Genomic DNA, 15,429 nt, shown 5'->3' on the forward strand with positions numbered 1-15,429 from the left:
GGCGGACCGGGCCCGGCTTGCATCGCGGGGGAGCAGGCGACACAGGATCGGGGATCCGTGCCGCCGACCGGCGTTCCAAGGAGGCAGCCCGCGTGACGTCCGAGAGCCCCGCCGAGATCCTGCTGATCCGGCCGATGCACAATGCCGTGATGGAGGCGCTCGCCCGCGACTTCCGCCTGCACCGGCTCGACACGGCGCCGGATCCGGAGGCCCTCCTCGCGGAGGTCGGCCCGCGCATCCGCGGCCTCGCGGTGGGTGCCCAGACCCGTGTGGACGGCGCCCTGATGGACCGGCTGCCGCGGCTCGAGATCGTCGCGAATTTCGGCGTCGGCTACGACACGGTCGATGCCCGCGCCGCCGCGCAGCGGGGCATCGTCGTCACCAACACGCCGGACGTGCTCACCGACGAGGTCGCCGACCTCGCCGTCGGCCTGCTCCTCGCCACGCTCCGCCGGATCCCGCAGGCCGACCGCTACCTCCGGGCCGGGCACTGGCCGAAGGCGCCCTTCCCCCTCTCCCCGTCCCTGCGCGGGCGCCGGGTCGGCATCCTGGGGCTCGGGCGGATCGGCCGCGCCATCGCGCAGCGCCTCGAAGGCTTCGGCGTCGCCATCGCCTATCACGGGCGCCGGCCGCAGGGGGACGCGCCCTATGCCTATCACCCGACGCTCATCGGGCTGGCGGAAGCCTCGGACGTGCTGATCGTGGTGGCGCCCGGCGGCGCGGACACAGCGAAGCTGATCGGCGCCGAGGTGCTGGACGCCCTCGGGCCCGAGGGCGTGCTCGTCAACGTCGCCCGCGGCAGCCTCGTGGACGAGGCCGCCCTCGCCGCAGCTCTCGCCGCCGGCACGATCCAGGCGGCGGGGCTCGACGTCTTCGCCGACGAGCCGCACGTGCCGGAGGCGCTGGCGGTCCTCGACAACACCGTGCTGCTGCCGCATGTCGGCTCGGCCTCCCATCACACCCGCGCCGAGATGGCCCGGCTCGTGGTCGAGAACCTGGTCTCCTGGTTCGCCGGGCGCGGGCCCCTGACCCCCGTGGCCGAGACCCCGTGGACGGGCCGGGCATGAAGCGGATGCGTCCTGCCGTCCTCGTTGCGGCCCTCGCCGTGGCCCTCGCCGCCCCGGCAGCCGCGCAGGAAGCCCTGCCGAGCCGTCCGCCGGAGCTGCCGCCCGTCCTGCCGGGCACCTTGCCGGGGGCGAACCCGGAGACCCTGCCGGGCGCCCTGCCCGGCACCCTTCCCGAATCCACCCCGCAAGCCGCGGCGCCGGACGCACCCGCAGCGGGTCGGCTGCCCGAGCGGTTCACCGGCGTGCCCGGCACCTGGGACCTCTCCCGCGACGGGACGAACTTCCGCTGCGTGATGACGCTCGCCCTCGACAGCGGCCCGGCGGGCCGCCGCCTGGCCTTCCCGGCCGGCTGTCGCCGCGCCCTGCCGGTGACGGCGGGAATGGCGGGCTGGCTCTGGACCGAGAGCGGCCTGCGCCTCGTGGACCGCAACCTGCGCCCGCTCCTCACCTTCACGCGCCGGCCGGACGGCGGCAGCCTCGTCGCCCGGGCCGAGAGCGGCGAGGTCTACAGCTTCGTGCCCCTCGACATCGCGGCGATGCGCCCGGCCGATCCCGCGGCGGCTCCCTCCGCCGCCACCCCACCCCGCTCGTCAGCAGCCGCCGACCCGGCCGCAGCCGATCCGGCTCCGCAGAACGCGGCGCTGCCGGCCGGCCCGCAGGCGGAGGCCGGGCTCTACGCCCTCGACCGCTACCGCGACCGCGACACCTGCCGTCTCGACCTCGCCGCCCCGTCGAGCGTGCGCATCCTGCCCGGCTGCCGCGACGGCGGCATCCAGGTGTTCGATCCGGTGAGCTGGAGCTTCGCGGCCGGGCGCCTGACCCTGAAGGCCCGGCGCGGTCACACGGTCGGCCTCGTGCCGACCAGCGAGGGCGCCTGGCGCCGCGACCCCGAGACCGGAACCACCTTCGTGCTGCGCAAGGTCGAGCCGTGAGAGCGAATCCGGTCGCTCTCACGGGTGCCTGCGGGGAGCGGAGGCGAAGCCGCCGCGGCGGTGCGGAGGTGATTCCGGAGGAGGCTCCGGCTGAACCGCACCCTCACCCTCGGCGGCCGCCTCGCTCAGCCGAGGACAGGGCCGGCTGAGCCCCTCCCCGCGCGCGGGGCACGGGGATCCGCGGCGGACCGGTCTGTTCAACAAGAAGCCCCGATCAGCCTCACGCGATGATCTTGTCCACCGTGATCGGCAGGTGGCGGATGCGCTTGCCGGTGGCGTGGAAGACCGCGTTGGCGATGGCCGCCGCGGTGCCGACCACGCCGATCTCGCCGAGCCCCTTCACGCCGAGCGGGTTCGCCCGGTCCTCCTCCTCCACGAAGATCACCTCGATGTCGTGGATGTCGGCATTCACCGGCACGTGGTACTCGCCGAGATTGTGGTTCATGAACCGGCCGATCCGGGTGTCCATCATGGACTCCTCCTCCAGCGCCGAGCCGATGCCCATGACCACGCCGCCGAGGATCTGGCTGCGCGCGGTCTTCGGATTCAGCACCTTGCCGGCCGCGATCGCCGAGACGATGCGGGTGAGCCGTACCTGACCGAGCTCCTCGTCGATCTTCACCTCGGCGAAGATCGCGGAATGGGTATAGGCCTCGTACTTGGCGTTGAAGTCCTTGTCGGGCCCGGCCTCGGCCGTGGCCTCGACCCTGTCGACGCCGGCCGCGCGCAGCACGTCGACCAGGGCGACGCTGCGGCCGGGATCGCCCGCCACCGCGATGCGGCCCTTCGCGAAGGCGACGCGCTCGAAATCGACATTGGCGAGGGGCGAATCCTCCATCGTGCGGGCGAGCTTGAAGACCTGTTCGGCGACATCCCGGCAGGCCTTCATCACCGCCGTGCCGGACGAGGCCGCCGTCCACGAGCCGCCGGCCACCGGGGCCTCGGGCAGCTTCGTGTCGCCGAGCTTCGTCGTCACGTCCTCCATCGGCAGGCCGAGCGTGTCGGCGGCGATCTGGGTGAGGATCGTGTAGGTGCCGGTGCCGAGGTCGCCCGTCGAGTTGCCGACCTCGAGCCGGCCATCCGCACCGAGGATGGCGTGGGCGCTCGATTGCTGCATCATCGATTCCCAGACGCCGGTGGCCACGCCCCAGCCGACGAGCTCGCGCCCCTCGCGCATGGAGCGCGGCTCCGGGTTGCGCTTGGCCCAGCCGAAGCGCTCGGCGCCTTCCGCGAAACAGGCCTTCAGCGCCTTCGAGCCGAAGGGCTTATCCTCGGCGGTCTGGTCCTTCTCGGTGTAGTTCTTCAGCCGGAGCGCGATCGGGTCGATCCCCGCGGCGTAGGCGAGCTCGTCCATCGCCGTCTCGATGGCGTAGACGCCGGTCACGGCACCGGGCGCGCGCATGTCGGCCGGGGTGAAGGTGTCGAGCTTGGCGAGCTTGTAGGTCAGGGCGACGTTCCCGCACTTGTAGAGCACGCCCGACCAGTTGACGACGACCTCCTGGTAGTCCTCGAAGCGCGAGGTCTGCTGCACGGCGTCGTGGCTGAGCGCCTGGAGGGTGCCGTCCCGGTCCGCGCCGAGGCTCACGGTCTGGAGCGATTCCGGCCGGAAGCTGAAGCTCCACATCTGGTCACGGGTCAGCACCACGCGCACCGAACGCCCGAGGTCGCGCGCGGCGAGCATCGCCAGGAAGAGCTGGTATTGCGGCCGCAGGCCCGAGCCGAAGCCGCCGCCGAGATACGGGTTCATCACCCGAACCTTGTCCTTGGACAGGCCGAACACGCTGGTGATGTAGCCGTGGCTGTTCGAGACGCCCTGGATCTTGTCGTAGACCGTGTAGCTGCCGTCGGCTTCGACGATCACCGTCGAGGCGTGCGGCTCCATCGGGTTATGATGCTCGGTGGCGAGCGTGTATTGCTCCCGGACCTTCACGGCCGAGGTGTCGAAGACCGCATCCGGATCGCCCCAGGGCTTCGGCGGCGGCTTGATGCCGTTGCGCTTCATGGGCGGGTCGTAGGCGCTGCCGGCAGCCGCGGCGAGGTCGGTCTCGGGCGTCTCCGGCGCGTAGTCGACCCGCACCAGGGTCGCGGCGTGGCGGGCCGTGTCGAAATCCTCGGCGATCACCAGGGCGACCGGCTGGCCGCTATAGTGGATCTTGTCGTCGTAGAGTGCGCGGAAGGGCGAGCCGGGCGGCGCCACGGCGTCCTGGTAATTGTAGTCGAGCCAGGCGGTGCGCGGGCGGTTCTCGTGGGTCAGCACCTTGACGACGCCGGGCACCGCCTCGGCCGCGGCGGTGTCGATCGCCGTGATCCGGCCCCGGGCGATGGCGCCGGAGACGACATAGCCGTGGAGCAGGTCGGGGGCCGTGAACTCGCCGGCATATTTGGCGAGGCCGGTCACCTTGGCCGGTCCGTCCACACGGCTGCGCGGGGTGCCGACGAACCGGTCATGCCCCGTGGAGGAGAAGGTCTGGGTCATCGGGCTCTCACTGGATGCGCTTGTCGGAGATGGACTGGGGCGTGCCCGCGGCGGCCTGTTCCAGGCCGCGCACGATGGCGCGCCGCGCCAGCTCCACCTTGAAGGCGTTGCCCTGGGGTCCGCCCTGGGTCTTCGCCTCGGCGACGACGCGATCGGCAGCCGCCTGGAAGGATTCGCGGGTCGCGGGCTTGCCCTGCAGCAGTTCCTCGGCCTCCCGGTTGCGCCAGGGCTTGTGCGCGACGCCGCCGAGGGCGAGACGGGCGGTCTTCACCCGGTCGCCGTCCAGTTCGAGGGCCGCCGCGACGGAGACCAGCGCGAAGGCGTAGGAGAGCCGGTCGCGCAGCTTGAGGTAGGTGAAGTGCGGCCCGAACTCGCGCGCGGGCAGATCCACCGCCACGACGATCTCGCCGGGCTTGAGGGTGGTGTCCGTCTGCGGGCTGTCGCCCGGCAGGCGGTGGAACTCGGCGAAGGGGATGCTGCGCTCGCCCTCGGGGCCGCTCACCTGCACCACGGCCTCCAGCGCGGCCAGCGCCACGCACATGTCGGAGGGATGGGTGGCGATGCAATGCGCGCTGGTGCCGAAGATCGCGTGGATCCGGGCGACGCCGCCGATCGCCGAGCAGCCGGAGCCGGGCTCGCGCTTGTTGCAGGGCGTGGCCGTGTCGTAGAAGTAGTAGCAGCGGGTGCGCTGCAGGAGGTTGCCGCCGGTCGAGGCGGCGTTGCGGAGCTGCGCCGAGGCCCCGGCCAGGATCGCGTTCGCCAGCAACGGGTAGCGGCTCTGCACCCGTGCGTCGTAGGCGACCTGCGCGTTCGTCGCGAGCGCGCCGAGGCGCAAGCCCCCGTCGCGCTCCTCGATCCGGTCGAGCGGCAGCCGGGTGATGTCGACGAGGCGCCCCGGGCGCTCCACGTCGTATTTCATCAGGTCGATCAGATTGGTGCCGCCCGCGATGAAGCGCGAGCCTTCGGCGCCGGCGAAGGCCTGGACCGCCTCGGCGACGGTGCCGGCCCGGACATAGTCGAACCGGTTCATCGGCCGCCTCCCTGGCCCATCACGTCCTCGATCGCGTCCACGATGTTGGTGTAGGCGCCGCAGCGGCAGATGTTGCCGCTCATCGCCTCGCGGATCTCGTCGCGGGACTTCGCGTGGCCCTCATTCATCAGGCCGACCGAGGAGCAGAGCTGGCCCGGCGTGCAGTAGCCGCACTGGAAGGCGTCGTGCTCGATGAAGGCCTCCTGGATCGGGTGCAGGCTGTTGCGGCCCTCGCCCGAGAGGGCGGCCAGCCCCTCGACGGTGGTGATCTCGGCCCCGTCCTTCATCACAGCGAGGGCGAGGCAGGAATTCACGCGGGTGCCGTTCACCAGCACCGTGCAGGCGCCGCACTGGCCGTGGTCGCAGCCCTTCTTGGTGCCGGTGAGGTCGAGATGCTCGCGCAGAAGGTCGAGCAGCGTGGTCCAGGGCGCCACCTGCAGGTCGCGCCGCTGGCCGTTGATCGTCAGGCTGATGCCGACCCTGGTATCCGCCGCGACGGGCGAACCGCTTTCGATGAGCATGGGACCTTCCCGGAAATGCGCTCGGGCCGCGTCGCGGCCCGCGAGAATGGGACGCGATCCCGCTGCCTCAGCGGCGCGCCCGGTCTCACCTCACAACCGTTCCAAGGTGATGCCGTTCCCCCGGAGCAGGTCCGCGACCGGCCCGGCACCGTTCCGTTCGGCCCGCGCATCGGCTAACCCTGTCGGCGGACCTGTCCCCGGAGACCTGTGCGATGGCCGCGCTCGACGCGATCCTGAACGATATCGACCGAGACCTCGACGGCGCCCTGGAGCGCCTGTTCGCGTTCCTCAGGATCGAATCGATCTCGACCGACCCGGCCTATGCCGGCGCCTGCCGCGAGGCCGCCGGCTGGCTCGCCAAGGACCTGACGGCTCTGGGCTTCGAGACCGGCGTGCACGAGACGAGCCTCTATCCGGTGGTGCTGGCGCACAGGCCGAAGCCCGGCACGCCGCACGTGCTGTTCTACGGCCATTACGACGTGCAGCCGGTCGATCCGCTGGAGCTGTGGGAGACGCCGCCGTTCGAGCCGCGCATCGCGGACGGTCCGGACGGACAGAGGCGCATCGTCGGGCGCGGCGCCTCCGACGACAAGGGCCAGGTGATGACCTTCGTCGAGGCCTGCCGCGCCCATATCGCCATGAGCGGGGAACTGCCCTGCGGCGTCACCATCCTGGTCGAGGGCGCCGAGGAGAACGGCTCGCAGGGCCTGCCCGAATGGGTCGCCGCGAACCGGGACAAGCTCGGCTGCGACGTGGTCCTCGTCTGCGACACCTCGATGTGGGACGCGCAGACCCCGGCCATCACCACCTCCCTGCGCGGCCTGTGCTATTTCGAGGTCAAGGTCACCTGCGCCGACCGCGACCTGCATTCGGGCTTCTTCGGCGGCGCGGCGCGCAACCCGATCCACGTCCTGTCCAAGATCGTCGCCGACCTGCACGACGCGGACGGGCGCGTGACGATCCCCGGCTTCTACGAGGGCGTGCATGAGCGCCCGCCCGAGGTTCTGGAGCAGTGGCGCGGCCTCGGCCTGACGCCGGAGAAGTTCCTCGGGCCGATCGGCCTCAAGGAGCCGGCCGGTGAGCGCGGGCGCATGCCGATCGAGCTGATCCAGTCGCGGCCCGCCTGCGACGTCAACGGCATCATCGGCGGCTATACCGGCGAGGGCACCAAGACGGTGATCGCGAGCACGGCCTCGGCCAAGATCTCGTTCCGCCTCGTGGACGACCAGGACCCGCAGGCCCTGGCGCAATCCTTCGAAGCCTTCGTGCGCGCGCGCGTGCCCGCCGACTGCACCGTCGAGGTGATCACCTACAAGGGCTCGCGCGCGGTGAGCCTGCCCTTCGACATGCCGGAACTGGCCCTCGCCAAGCGGGCGCTCGCCGAGGAATGGGGGGCGGAGGCCGTGACGGTCGGCGCGGGCGGCTCGATCCCGATCGTCGGCGACTTCAAGCGCATCCTCGACCGCAACACGCTGCTGATCGGCTTCGGCCTCGACGACGACCGCATCCACTCGCCGAACGAGAAGTACGACCTGCGCAGCTTCCACAAGGGCACGCGCTCCTGGGCGCGGATCCTGGCCGCCTTCGGCGAGGCCGGGCGCGGCTGAACGCCCTCAGCCCCGTCCGATCCGCCGCGTCACCCAGGCCCAGAGCGCCCGCAACTCCTCCGCGGCGGGCCCGCCCGGCGCCTGCTCGGTGACGCCACGGCCGAGGGCCAGGGCGTCCTGATGGTCGACGCGCTGGACCAGGGCCGGCTCGGCGAGCACGCCCAGCGCGCGCAATTGCTGGGCGTAGAGGCCGGTGCGCGGCGAGGGCGGCGGCGGACACTGGTTCAGCACCAGGGCGACGCGCTCGCGCAGGCCCTGGCGGGCCATGGACAGGATGGTCGGCTGCGCCGCCATCAGGTCGAGCCGGGAGGGCCGGATCGGAATCAGCACGAGGTCGGCGAGCTTGAATGCGAGGCCGAGCCCGCCGGCCGCCGTGCCCGCCGTGTCGAGGAGCGCGAGTGTGCGCCCCTGCGCGGCGTGCTGCTCCAGGATCTCGGCGAGCTGGCCCGTCTCCCAGGGCTGGATCCGGTCGACCAGGGGATCGAGGCCGCCCCGCAGCGCGCCCCAGCCCGCGAGCGAGCCCTGCGGATCGAGATCGAGGGCGCAGACCCGCTCGCCGGCCTCGGCCGCCGCCACGGCCAGGGAGGCGGCGAGCGTCGTCTTGCCGGTGCCGCCCTTCTGGACCGCCAGGGCGACGATCCGCATGCGGCCGGGCGGCCGACCGGGATGCGAACCCGTCGCCATGCCGGCGCTCAGGAAGCGGGCCGCGCGGGCGGCCCGGCGTCGGACGATCGGGGAGCCATCGGCACCGTCTCTAGGAATTGCATCTCGCATCCGGGTGCAGGATCCCGGACGTGCGCTGCTTAAGGTACGCGGCCCCAGGCGGCTACGGGGACCGGACATGTTTCCGCACTCTGGGTGAATCGGCGCATCCCGTTCGGGATCGGGGGCGCCCCCCACGCGTTGGCCCGGCGGATTACCCCGCAGGAGCCGCATGCCAGAGCTGAACCGACGCGCCCTGCTCGGGGCCGCGCTCGCCCTCGCCGCCACCCCGCCCGCCTCCGCCGCAATCATCCGCGCGGACGATCCCCGTCTCGAGGCGGTCGTCGATCCGCAGGCGCGGCTCGCCACGCTCTACACGGACGGGCGCTGGTGTGAGGGGCCGTGCTGGGCGCCCGCGCTCGGAGGCCTGATCTTCAGCGACGTGAAGGCGAACCGGATCCTGGTGCTCGGGGAGGACGGGGTGCGCAGCTTCCGTGCGCCCTCGGACAACGCCAACGGCAACACCCTCGACCCGCAGGGACGCCTCGTCACCTGCGAGCACCGCACCCGCCGCGTGGTGCGCCGGGAGACCGACGGCTCCCTGACGGTGCTGGCCGACCGCTTCGCGGGCAAGCGGCTGAATTCGCCCAACGACGCTGTCGCCGGGCCGGACGGGGCGATCTGGTTCACCGATCCGGTCTTCGGCATCACCGAGCCGGAGGAGGGTATCCAGACGGTGCCCGAGCAGGGCGCGCGCCGCGTCTACCGCATCCCCGAGCCGGGCCGCGTCGAGGCGATGACGGATGCCCTCGACCAGCCGAACGGTCTCGCCTTCTCGCCGGACGGGCGCATCCTCTACGTCAGCGAGGCGGGGGCCTCTCTCAATCCCGAGGGCGGCCGGGCGATCCACGCCTTCTCCGTGGAGGGCGGGCGGCTCGGCCGGCCGCGCGTCTTCGCCGCGATCGAGGCCGGCGTGCCGGACGGCCTCAAGGTCGATGCCGCGGGCCGCGTCTTCGCCGCCTGCATCGACGGCGTGCGGATCTACGCCCCGGACGGCACCCCGCTCGGGCGCATCGCCACACCGACGGTGGCAGGCAACCTCGCCCTCGCGCCGGGGCGCCTCTTCATCGCCGCCTCCCACGCGATCCACGCGATTCCCCTGCGTGCCTGATGGGCCGAGCCGAATCCGCGCAAGCCAAACCGAGCGAAGCATGACCGACCGACGCACTCTCCTGACCGGCGCGCTCCTTCTCGCGGGCGGCCCTGCCCTGGCCGCCCCGGAGGCGAATTCGGGGGCGCATTCGGAGGTGAGTGCGAGCCGGCCGGTCGGCGGCCTCGAACTGGCGCTGGCCGCCGACGCGCCCTCCACGCCGACGGGGCTCGCCATTTCCCGCAGCGGGCGCGTCTTCGTGATGATGCCCCGCTTCACGGCGCAAGTGCCGATCACGGTGGGCGAGGTGATGCCGGACGGCACCGTGACACCCTATCCGGATGCGCAGGCGAACCGGCCGGATCCGGGCCGCCCCCAGGCCAGCCTGTTCCACGTGCCGAACGGCGTGTTCGACCGCGACGACACCCTCTGGCTCCTCGATGCCGGCCTGCCCGAGGGCAAGGGTGCGCCGGTGCCGGGCGGCGCGAAGCTGGTTCAGGTCGATCTCGGGCAGAACCGCGTCCTGCGGGTGGTGCCGCTCGATTCCGGCATCACCCCGACCTCCTCGCTGAACGACCTCCGCGTCGGCAGTCGCGACGGGCGGCCGGTCGCCTACATCACCGATCAGGGCCAGGGCGAGGAGGGCGCCATCCTCGCCGTCGATCTGCAGAGCGGGCTGGTGATGCGTCGCCTCGACGGCCATGCCAGCACCAAGTCGCAGAAGGGCATCGTCAAGTTCGTCGAGGACCGCCCGGTGATGCAGACCAAGGGCGACGGTCCGCCCCAGCACCCGAAGGGCGGCGCCAACGGCATCGCGCTCAGCCCGGACGGCACGCGCCTCTACTATGCGCCGCTGATGGGCCGCAGGCTCTACGCCGTGGAGACGGCTGGCCTGCTCGATCCGAAGGCGAGCGACGCGGCCGTGGCCGCCACGGTGCAGGATCTCGGCGAGAAGGGCATGACCGGGGGCCTCACCACCGATTCGCAGGACCGGATCTATCTGAGCCTGCAGGAGCACAATGCCGTCGGCCGGCGCGAACCGGATGGGCGCATCAGCGTGCTCGCCGCCGACCCGCGCCTGGTCTGGGCCGACACCTTCTGGATCACGCCCGACCGCTGGCTCTACGTCTCGGCGGCGCAGGTGAACCGGCGGCCGGAATTCAACGGCGGCCGGGACCTGCAGAAGCCGCCCTACGCGATCCTGCGGATGCGCATCGACGCGGATCCGGTGGACGGGCGCTGAGGCCAGACATGAGAAAAGCCCCGGCCTTGCGGCCGGGGCTCGTCTCTCACGTCACGCGGCCTGTCCGAGAACGGATCAGGCGCGGCCGGCCTGCTGGGCGACCTCGGTCGCGAAGTCCGGCCCCTCTTCCTTCTCGATGCCCTCGCCGAGGGCGTAGCGCACGAAAGCCGTGAGGGTGACCGGCGCGCCGACCTTGCCCGCGGCCTCCTTCAGCACCTGCGAGATCGTCTTCGAGCCGTCATGCACGAAGGGCTGCTCCAGGAGGGTGACCTCCTTGTAGTAGCTCTTCAGGCCGCTCTCGATGATCTTGGCGAGCACGTGGTCCGGCTTGCCGGCGTTCTTCTCGCGCAGGATGTTCGACTCGCGCTCGACGGTGGCGGCGTCGACGCCCGAGGCGTCCAGCGCCACCGGGTTGGTCGCGGCCACGTGCATGGCGATCTGGCGGCCCAGCGCCGAGAGCGCCTCCACGTCACCCTCGGACTCGAGCGCGACGAGCACGCCGATCTTGCCGAGGCCGTCCGAGATCTGGTTGTGGACGTAGGAGGCGATCACGCCCTTGCCCACTTCGAGCTTGGCGACGCGGCGCAGGGTCATGTTCTCGCCGATGGTGGCGATCAGGCTCTGCAGCTTGTCGCCGACCGTCTCGGAGGCACCCGGGAAGTGCGCGGCCTGCAGGCCCTCGAGGCTGCCATCGGTGTTGAGGGCGATCTTGGCCGCCTCGCGCGCGAAGGCCTGGAAGGCGTCGTTGCGGGCGACGAAGTCGGTCTCGGAGTTCACCTCGACCACCGCGGCGTGACGGCCGGCGGATTCGACGGCGACGAGGCCCTCGGCGGCGACGCGGCCGGCCTTCTTGGCGGCCTTGGCAAGGCCCTTCTTGCGCAGCCAGTCGACGGCGGCCTCGAGATCGCCCTGGGTCTCGTTCAGCGCGCCCTTGCAGTCCATCATGCCCGCGCCGGTCTTCTCGCGGAGCTCCTTCACCATCGCGGCGGTGATGTTGGCCATGGCCGGTCCTTTCAGAGGGGTCTCAGATAAGAGGGGCCCGACGCTCTGCGGGAGCGCCGGGCCCGGCGTGGTTCTTCAGATCGCGGTGCGGCGACGAGGGAACATCGCCGCGGCCGGGGACCGATCAGGCGGCGGCGGCGGCCTCGACGAAGCCGCGGGCCTGGTCGACCCAACCGTCGCGGGCGATGCGGCCGTTGAGCTTCAGGTCGGAATCGACCTTGGCGACGTCGTCGGCGGTCATCGCGGCGATCTGCCAGTAATGGTAGATGCCGGCGTCGTTCAGCTTCTGCACGATCTGCGGGCCGGCGCCGTTGAGCTTGGTCAGGTCATCCGGCGCGCCGCGCGGGGCGGCGAGCAGCTCGAAATGCTCGGTCGACTCGGCCAGCATCGCCACATCCGCCGGATCGAGGGCGTCGGAGGAGACGGCGAGGTCGTCGTTGGCCGGCAGCTCCTCGGCCATCGGCTCCTCGGAGGCGCCGAGGTCGACGCCCGACGAGCCCTGGGCGCGGGAGATGCCGTCGATCGCGGCGCGGGCGACGAGGTCGCAGTACAGCGCGATGGCGCGGCCCGCGTCGTCGTTGGCCGGCACGATGTGGGCGATGCCGTCAGGGTTGCAGTTGGTGTCGACGATGGCCGCGACCGGGATGCCGAGGCGGTTCGCCTCCTTGATCGCCAGCTGCTCCTTGTTGGTGTCGATCACGAACAGGAGGTCGGGCACGCCGCCCATGTCCTTGATGCCGCCGAGCGCCTTCTCGAGCTTGTCCTTCTCGCGGGACAGCATCAGGCGCTCCTTCTTGGTCAGGCCCTGGGCGCCGGTCTCCAGCGTCTCCGTGACCTTGCGCAGGCGCGAGATCGAGCCCGAGATGGTCTTCCAGTTGGTCAGCATGCCGCCGAGCCAGCGGGAGTTGACGTAGTACTGGGCCGAGCGCTTGGCCGCCTCGGCGATGGCGTCCGCCGCCTGCCGCTTGGTGCCGACGAACAGCACGCGGCCGCCGCGGGCCACCGTGTCGCTCACCGCCTGCAGGGCGTGGTGCATCGCCGGCACGGTCTGGGCGAGGTCGATGATGTGGATGTTGTTGCGGGTGCCGAAGATGTAGGGCTGCATCTTCGGGTTCCAGCGGTGCGACTGGTGACCGAAATGGGCGCCAGCCTCGAGGAGCTGACGCATGCTGAAATCGACGGCCATGATTCGTATCTCTCCGGTTGTACCGCCGCGGAGGAAGCGACCGGCCCGTTCGGCCAGCCACCGGAAACGCCTCATTCAGTCATGAGGCCAGCCCCGCGTGTGGAATGGGCGGCGCCATAGCAGAGCGGGCGGCCCGACGCAACCGGCTCGGCGGATCTGCGGCGCAGATGAACTCCGGCCCGACCCTTGCCTCGAGCGTGTGGACCGGACTGCGGATCAGAATAATTCAGGATTCAGTCGCGGCTGCGATTTTCATCCCTCCACACATCAGGATCTTTGTTACCGGAAATCAGGTTCGTTGCCGGCTTTCATTAATGTTTGTGATCGTCAGAGCAGCCGCCATCTGCAATAGCCTTCGCTCGCCGGAAGCCGAAGAGGGAGCGCCATGGTTGCAGCCCGCAAGAACGACTGGTCGCGCGATCCCGTCATCCGGACGATCGAGACGACCGACTGGATCATCCCGGAGGGGGGCGGCAACCCGGCCCTGGCCGGCCTGCATCCCTGGCTCGCCTTCCTGCTCGAGCCCTGGCACGACGCGATCCTGCGCGCCGGAGTGGGCTCGACCGACTGGCTGCGCGAGGCCTCGGCCGCCATGAGCAACTGCCTGCTCGACTGGGTCGATCCCGACCCGGCGATCGCGCGGACGCTGGAATCGGCCCGGGCGGCCTCGGATCTCCTCGCCGCCTCGATCGACCGCGCGCCCTGGGCCGATATCGAGACGCAGCGGCGTCTCGCGATCGAGGCGATGACGGATCTGATCGACGCGCTCCGGCGGGCCGAGGCGAGCGCGACGAAGTCGGTCCTCGGCCTGAGCTGGTAGCGAGGTCAGCCCGCGAACAGGGCCGCGATCCCGGCCGCGTCCAGGATGCGGTAGCCGCCCGGCTCCAGACCGGCCGGCAGGTCGAGCCCGCCGACCCGGTCGCGGTGGAGCGCCGCGACGTGGTTGCCGAGCGCCGCGAACATGCGCCGGACCTGATGGTAGCGCCCCTCGGTGAGCGTCACGGCGCAATGCGTCGCATCGTGGCCCTCGAAGGCGACCGGCAGGAGCGGGCTGTCCTCGCCCTCCAGCATCAGGGTTCCGGAAGCCAGGATGTCGCCCTCGTCGCCCCTCAGCGGCCGATCCAGCGCGACCTGATAGCGCTTGGCGACACGCGCCTTCGGGGCGATGATCCGGTGCAGCAGCGCGCCGTCGTCGGTGACGAGGAGGAGGCCCGAGGTCTCCTTGTCGAGGCGGCCGACCGTCGAGAGCGGCGGGTCGCGGCGGCGCCAGCGCTCGGGGAACAGGCCGTAGACCAGGGGGCCCGCCTCCTTGTGCGAGCAGGTGACGCCGAGCGGCTTGTGCAGCATCAGGCAGAGGCCGGGCAGCGGGTCGAGGCCCTCCCCGTCCACGCTCAGCCGTTCGGGCAGGTCGGGCGCGAGCGGGATGCGCGCGCCGGCATCCGCGATCTCCGCGCCGTCGAGGCGGATCGCGCCCGCGCGGGCGAGCGCCTGGATCTCGCGGCGCGAGCCGTAGCCGAGATTGGCGAGCAGCTTGTCGAGGCGCGTCGCCTTCATCGACGGGCCTCGTAGACCTTGTAGCCGCCCTCCGCCGCCCGCTGCGTCACCGCGGAGAAGCGCTCGGCGAGCACGCGCTCGTAGGGCAGATGGGCGTTGGCGGTGAGCCAGAGCGTGCCGCCCGGGCGCAGGGCCTCCGCGGCGCGGGCGACGAAGCCCTGGCCGAGCGCCCGGTCTTCGGCGCCGCCATCGTGGAAGGGCGGGTTCATCACCACGAAATCGAGCCGGGCGAGGTCCGGATGCGGCGCGCGGAGATCGGCCCAGGCGATGGTGGCCCGGGCATCCGCGACGTTGCGCCGGGCCATCTCCACGGCGCGCCGGTCGATGTCGATCAGGGTGAGGCCGGTCACCGAAGGCGTGGCCAGCACGGCGCGGGCCAGGATGCCGAGGCCGCAGCCGAGATCGGCGCCGCGGCCGGCCAGGGGCGGCAGCACCGAGAGGAGCAGCGCGCTGCCCGGATCGAGCCGGTCCCAGGAGAAGATGCCGGGCTGCGTGCAGAGCGCGAGGTTGTCGACATGGCGCGGGGCGCCGTCCGCGAGCGCCGGGGCGATCCCGGCGAGGTGCTCCGGCCGGGCCACGCTGCAGATGCGGTGGTGGCGCCGCGCCTCGTCGGCCGGGGCGCAGCCGAAGCCGGCGAGTTCCTTGGCGAGGCGGCTGCCGCCGCGATCCTTCGGCGCGAGCGCCACGAGGCGGCCGCCCGGGCGCAGGGCCTGCAGCGCGAGCGCGAGCGCGTAGCGCCGCTCAAGGGTGCCGGGCGGCGCGAGCAGGATGGCCGCGTCGAGGCTCTCCGGCACCGCGTCCTCCAGGCGCGCGGAGCCCGGGATCAGGGGCGAGACCTGGACGGCGTCTGCCGGCATGTCGATGAGTTCGGCCGGAGGCTGGCCGTAGAGGATGGCGGTGATGGGGGCGGGCATGGGAAGCGGCTGAGGCGGGAGGAGGGAGATAGGGCGCGTCCCGCG

The 15,429-nt window shown here is 71.9% G+C and carries 14 protein-coding genes; 6 read left to right on the forward strand and 8 right to left on the reverse strand.

Annotation, left to right across the window (positions count from 1 at the left end; genetic code table 11):
- Positions 1-92 precede the first annotated feature (92 nt).
- Complete coding sequence (locus MET9862_RS13330; RefSeq protein ID WP_142583446.1) at positions 93-1,067, forward strand: 2-hydroxyacid dehydrogenase; 975 nt, start codon at positions 93-95, stop codon at positions 1,065-1,067.
- Positions 1,064-1,999: an AprI/Inh family metalloprotease inhibitor gene (locus MET9862_RS13335; protein WP_244612705.1), complete on the forward strand. Its 936-nt coding sequence runs from the start codon at positions 1,064-1,066 to the stop codon at positions 1,997-1,999. The genes MET9862_RS13330 and MET9862_RS13335 overlap by 4 nt, the downstream gene beginning before the upstream one ends.
- A 220-nt stretch (positions 2,000-2,219) precedes the next feature.
- Here the strand turns inward: MET9862_RS13335 and MET9862_RS13340 are convergent, their stop codons facing one another.
- Genes MET9862_RS13340 through MET9862_RS13350 form a run of 3 tightly spaced genes read right to left on the reverse strand, consistent with a single transcriptional unit; the run spans position 2,220 to position 6,026 of the window.
- Positions 2,220-4,475: a xanthine dehydrogenase family protein molybdopterin-binding subunit gene (locus MET9862_RS13340; RefSeq protein WP_142583447.1), complete on the reverse strand. Its 2,256-nt coding sequence runs from the start codon at positions 4,473-4,475 to the stop codon at positions 2,220-2,222.
- A gap of 7 nt (positions 4,476-4,482) precedes the next feature.
- Positions 4,483-5,505 carry an FAD binding domain-containing protein gene (locus MET9862_RS13345; protein WP_142583448.1) on the reverse strand — a complete coding sequence of 341 codons (1,023 nt, stop codon included), beginning with the start codon at positions 5,503-5,505 and terminating at the stop codon, positions 4,483-4,485.
- On the reverse strand, positions 5,502-6,026 hold the full coding sequence (locus MET9862_RS13350; protein WP_142583449.1) for a (2Fe-2S)-binding protein: 525 nt from the start codon (positions 6,024-6,026) through the stop codon (positions 5,502-5,504). Before MET9862_RS13350 ends, MET9862_RS13345 begins: the two co-directional genes overlap by 4 nt.
- A gap of 212 nt (positions 6,027-6,238) precedes the next feature.
- Between MET9862_RS13350 and MET9862_RS13355 the strand changes: the two genes are divergently transcribed.
- Positions 6,239-7,633, forward strand: coding sequence for a M20/M25/M40 family metallo-hydrolase (locus tag MET9862_RS13355; RefSeq protein ID WP_142583450.1), 1,395 nt, complete (start codon positions 6,239-6,241; stop codon positions 7,631-7,633).
- A gap of 6 nt (positions 7,634-7,639) precedes the next feature.
- Here the strand turns inward: MET9862_RS13355 and MET9862_RS13360 are convergent, their stop codons facing one another.
- On the reverse strand, positions 7,640-8,317 hold the full coding sequence (locus tag MET9862_RS13360) for a nucleotide-binding protein (protein ID WP_244612706.1): 678 nt from the start codon (positions 8,315-8,317) through the stop codon (positions 7,640-7,642).
- A gap of 250 nt (positions 8,318-8,567) precedes the next feature.
- Between MET9862_RS13360 and MET9862_RS13365 the strand changes: the two genes are divergently transcribed.
- On the forward strand, positions 8,568-9,506 hold the full coding sequence (locus tag MET9862_RS13365) for an SMP-30/gluconolactonase/LRE family protein (RefSeq protein WP_142583451.1): 939 nt from the start codon (positions 8,568-8,570) through the stop codon (positions 9,504-9,506).
- Positions 9,507-9,546: 40 nt separating this feature from the next.
- Positions 9,547-10,728, forward strand: coding sequence for an SMP-30/gluconolactonase/LRE family protein (locus MET9862_RS13370; RefSeq protein WP_142583452.1), 1,182 nt, complete (start codon positions 9,547-9,549; stop codon positions 10,726-10,728).
- Between the two features lie 75 nt (positions 10,729-10,803).
- On the opposite strand, the gene tsf is transcribed toward MET9862_RS13370, so the two are convergent.
- Positions 10,804-11,730: a translation elongation factor Ts gene (tsf, locus tag MET9862_RS13375; RefSeq protein WP_142583453.1), complete on the reverse strand. Its 927-nt coding sequence runs from the start codon at positions 11,728-11,730 to the stop codon at positions 10,804-10,806.
- A 124-nt stretch (positions 11,731-11,854) separates the two neighbouring features.
- Positions 11,855-12,916: a 30S ribosomal protein S2 gene (locus tag MET9862_RS13380; protein ID WP_142583454.1), complete on the reverse strand. Its 1,062-nt coding sequence runs from the start codon at positions 12,914-12,916 to the stop codon at positions 11,855-11,857.
- 385 nt (positions 12,917-13,301) lie between these two features.
- On the opposite strand from MET9862_RS13380, the gene MET9862_RS13385 reads away from it, so the two are divergent.
- Entirely contained in the window at positions 13,302-13,736 is a 435-nt protein-coding gene (locus tag MET9862_RS13385; RefSeq protein ID WP_142583455.1) for a hypothetical protein, read from the forward strand.
- 5 nt (positions 13,737-13,741) lie between these two features.
- On the opposite strand, the gene MET9862_RS13390 is transcribed toward MET9862_RS13385, so the two are convergent.
- Both MET9862_RS13390 and MET9862_RS13395 read right to left on the reverse strand, forming a co-directional pair.
- Positions 13,742-14,470, reverse strand: a complete 729-nt coding sequence (locus MET9862_RS13390) for a pseudouridine synthase (RefSeq protein WP_142583456.1) — start codon at positions 14,468-14,470, stop codon at positions 13,742-13,744.
- On the reverse strand, positions 14,467-15,384 hold the full coding sequence (locus MET9862_RS13395; RefSeq protein ID WP_142583457.1) for a class I SAM-dependent methyltransferase: 918 nt from the start codon (positions 15,382-15,384) through the stop codon (positions 14,467-14,469). The genes MET9862_RS13390 and MET9862_RS13395 overlap by 4 nt, the downstream gene beginning before the upstream one ends.
- Positions 15,385-15,429 lie beyond the last annotated feature (45 nt).

Source organism: Methylobacterium symbioticum (assembly GCF_902141845.1).
GTDB classification, from domain to species: Bacteria; Pseudomonadota; Alphaproteobacteria; order Rhizobiales; family Beijerinckiaceae; genus Methylobacterium; species Methylobacterium symbioticum.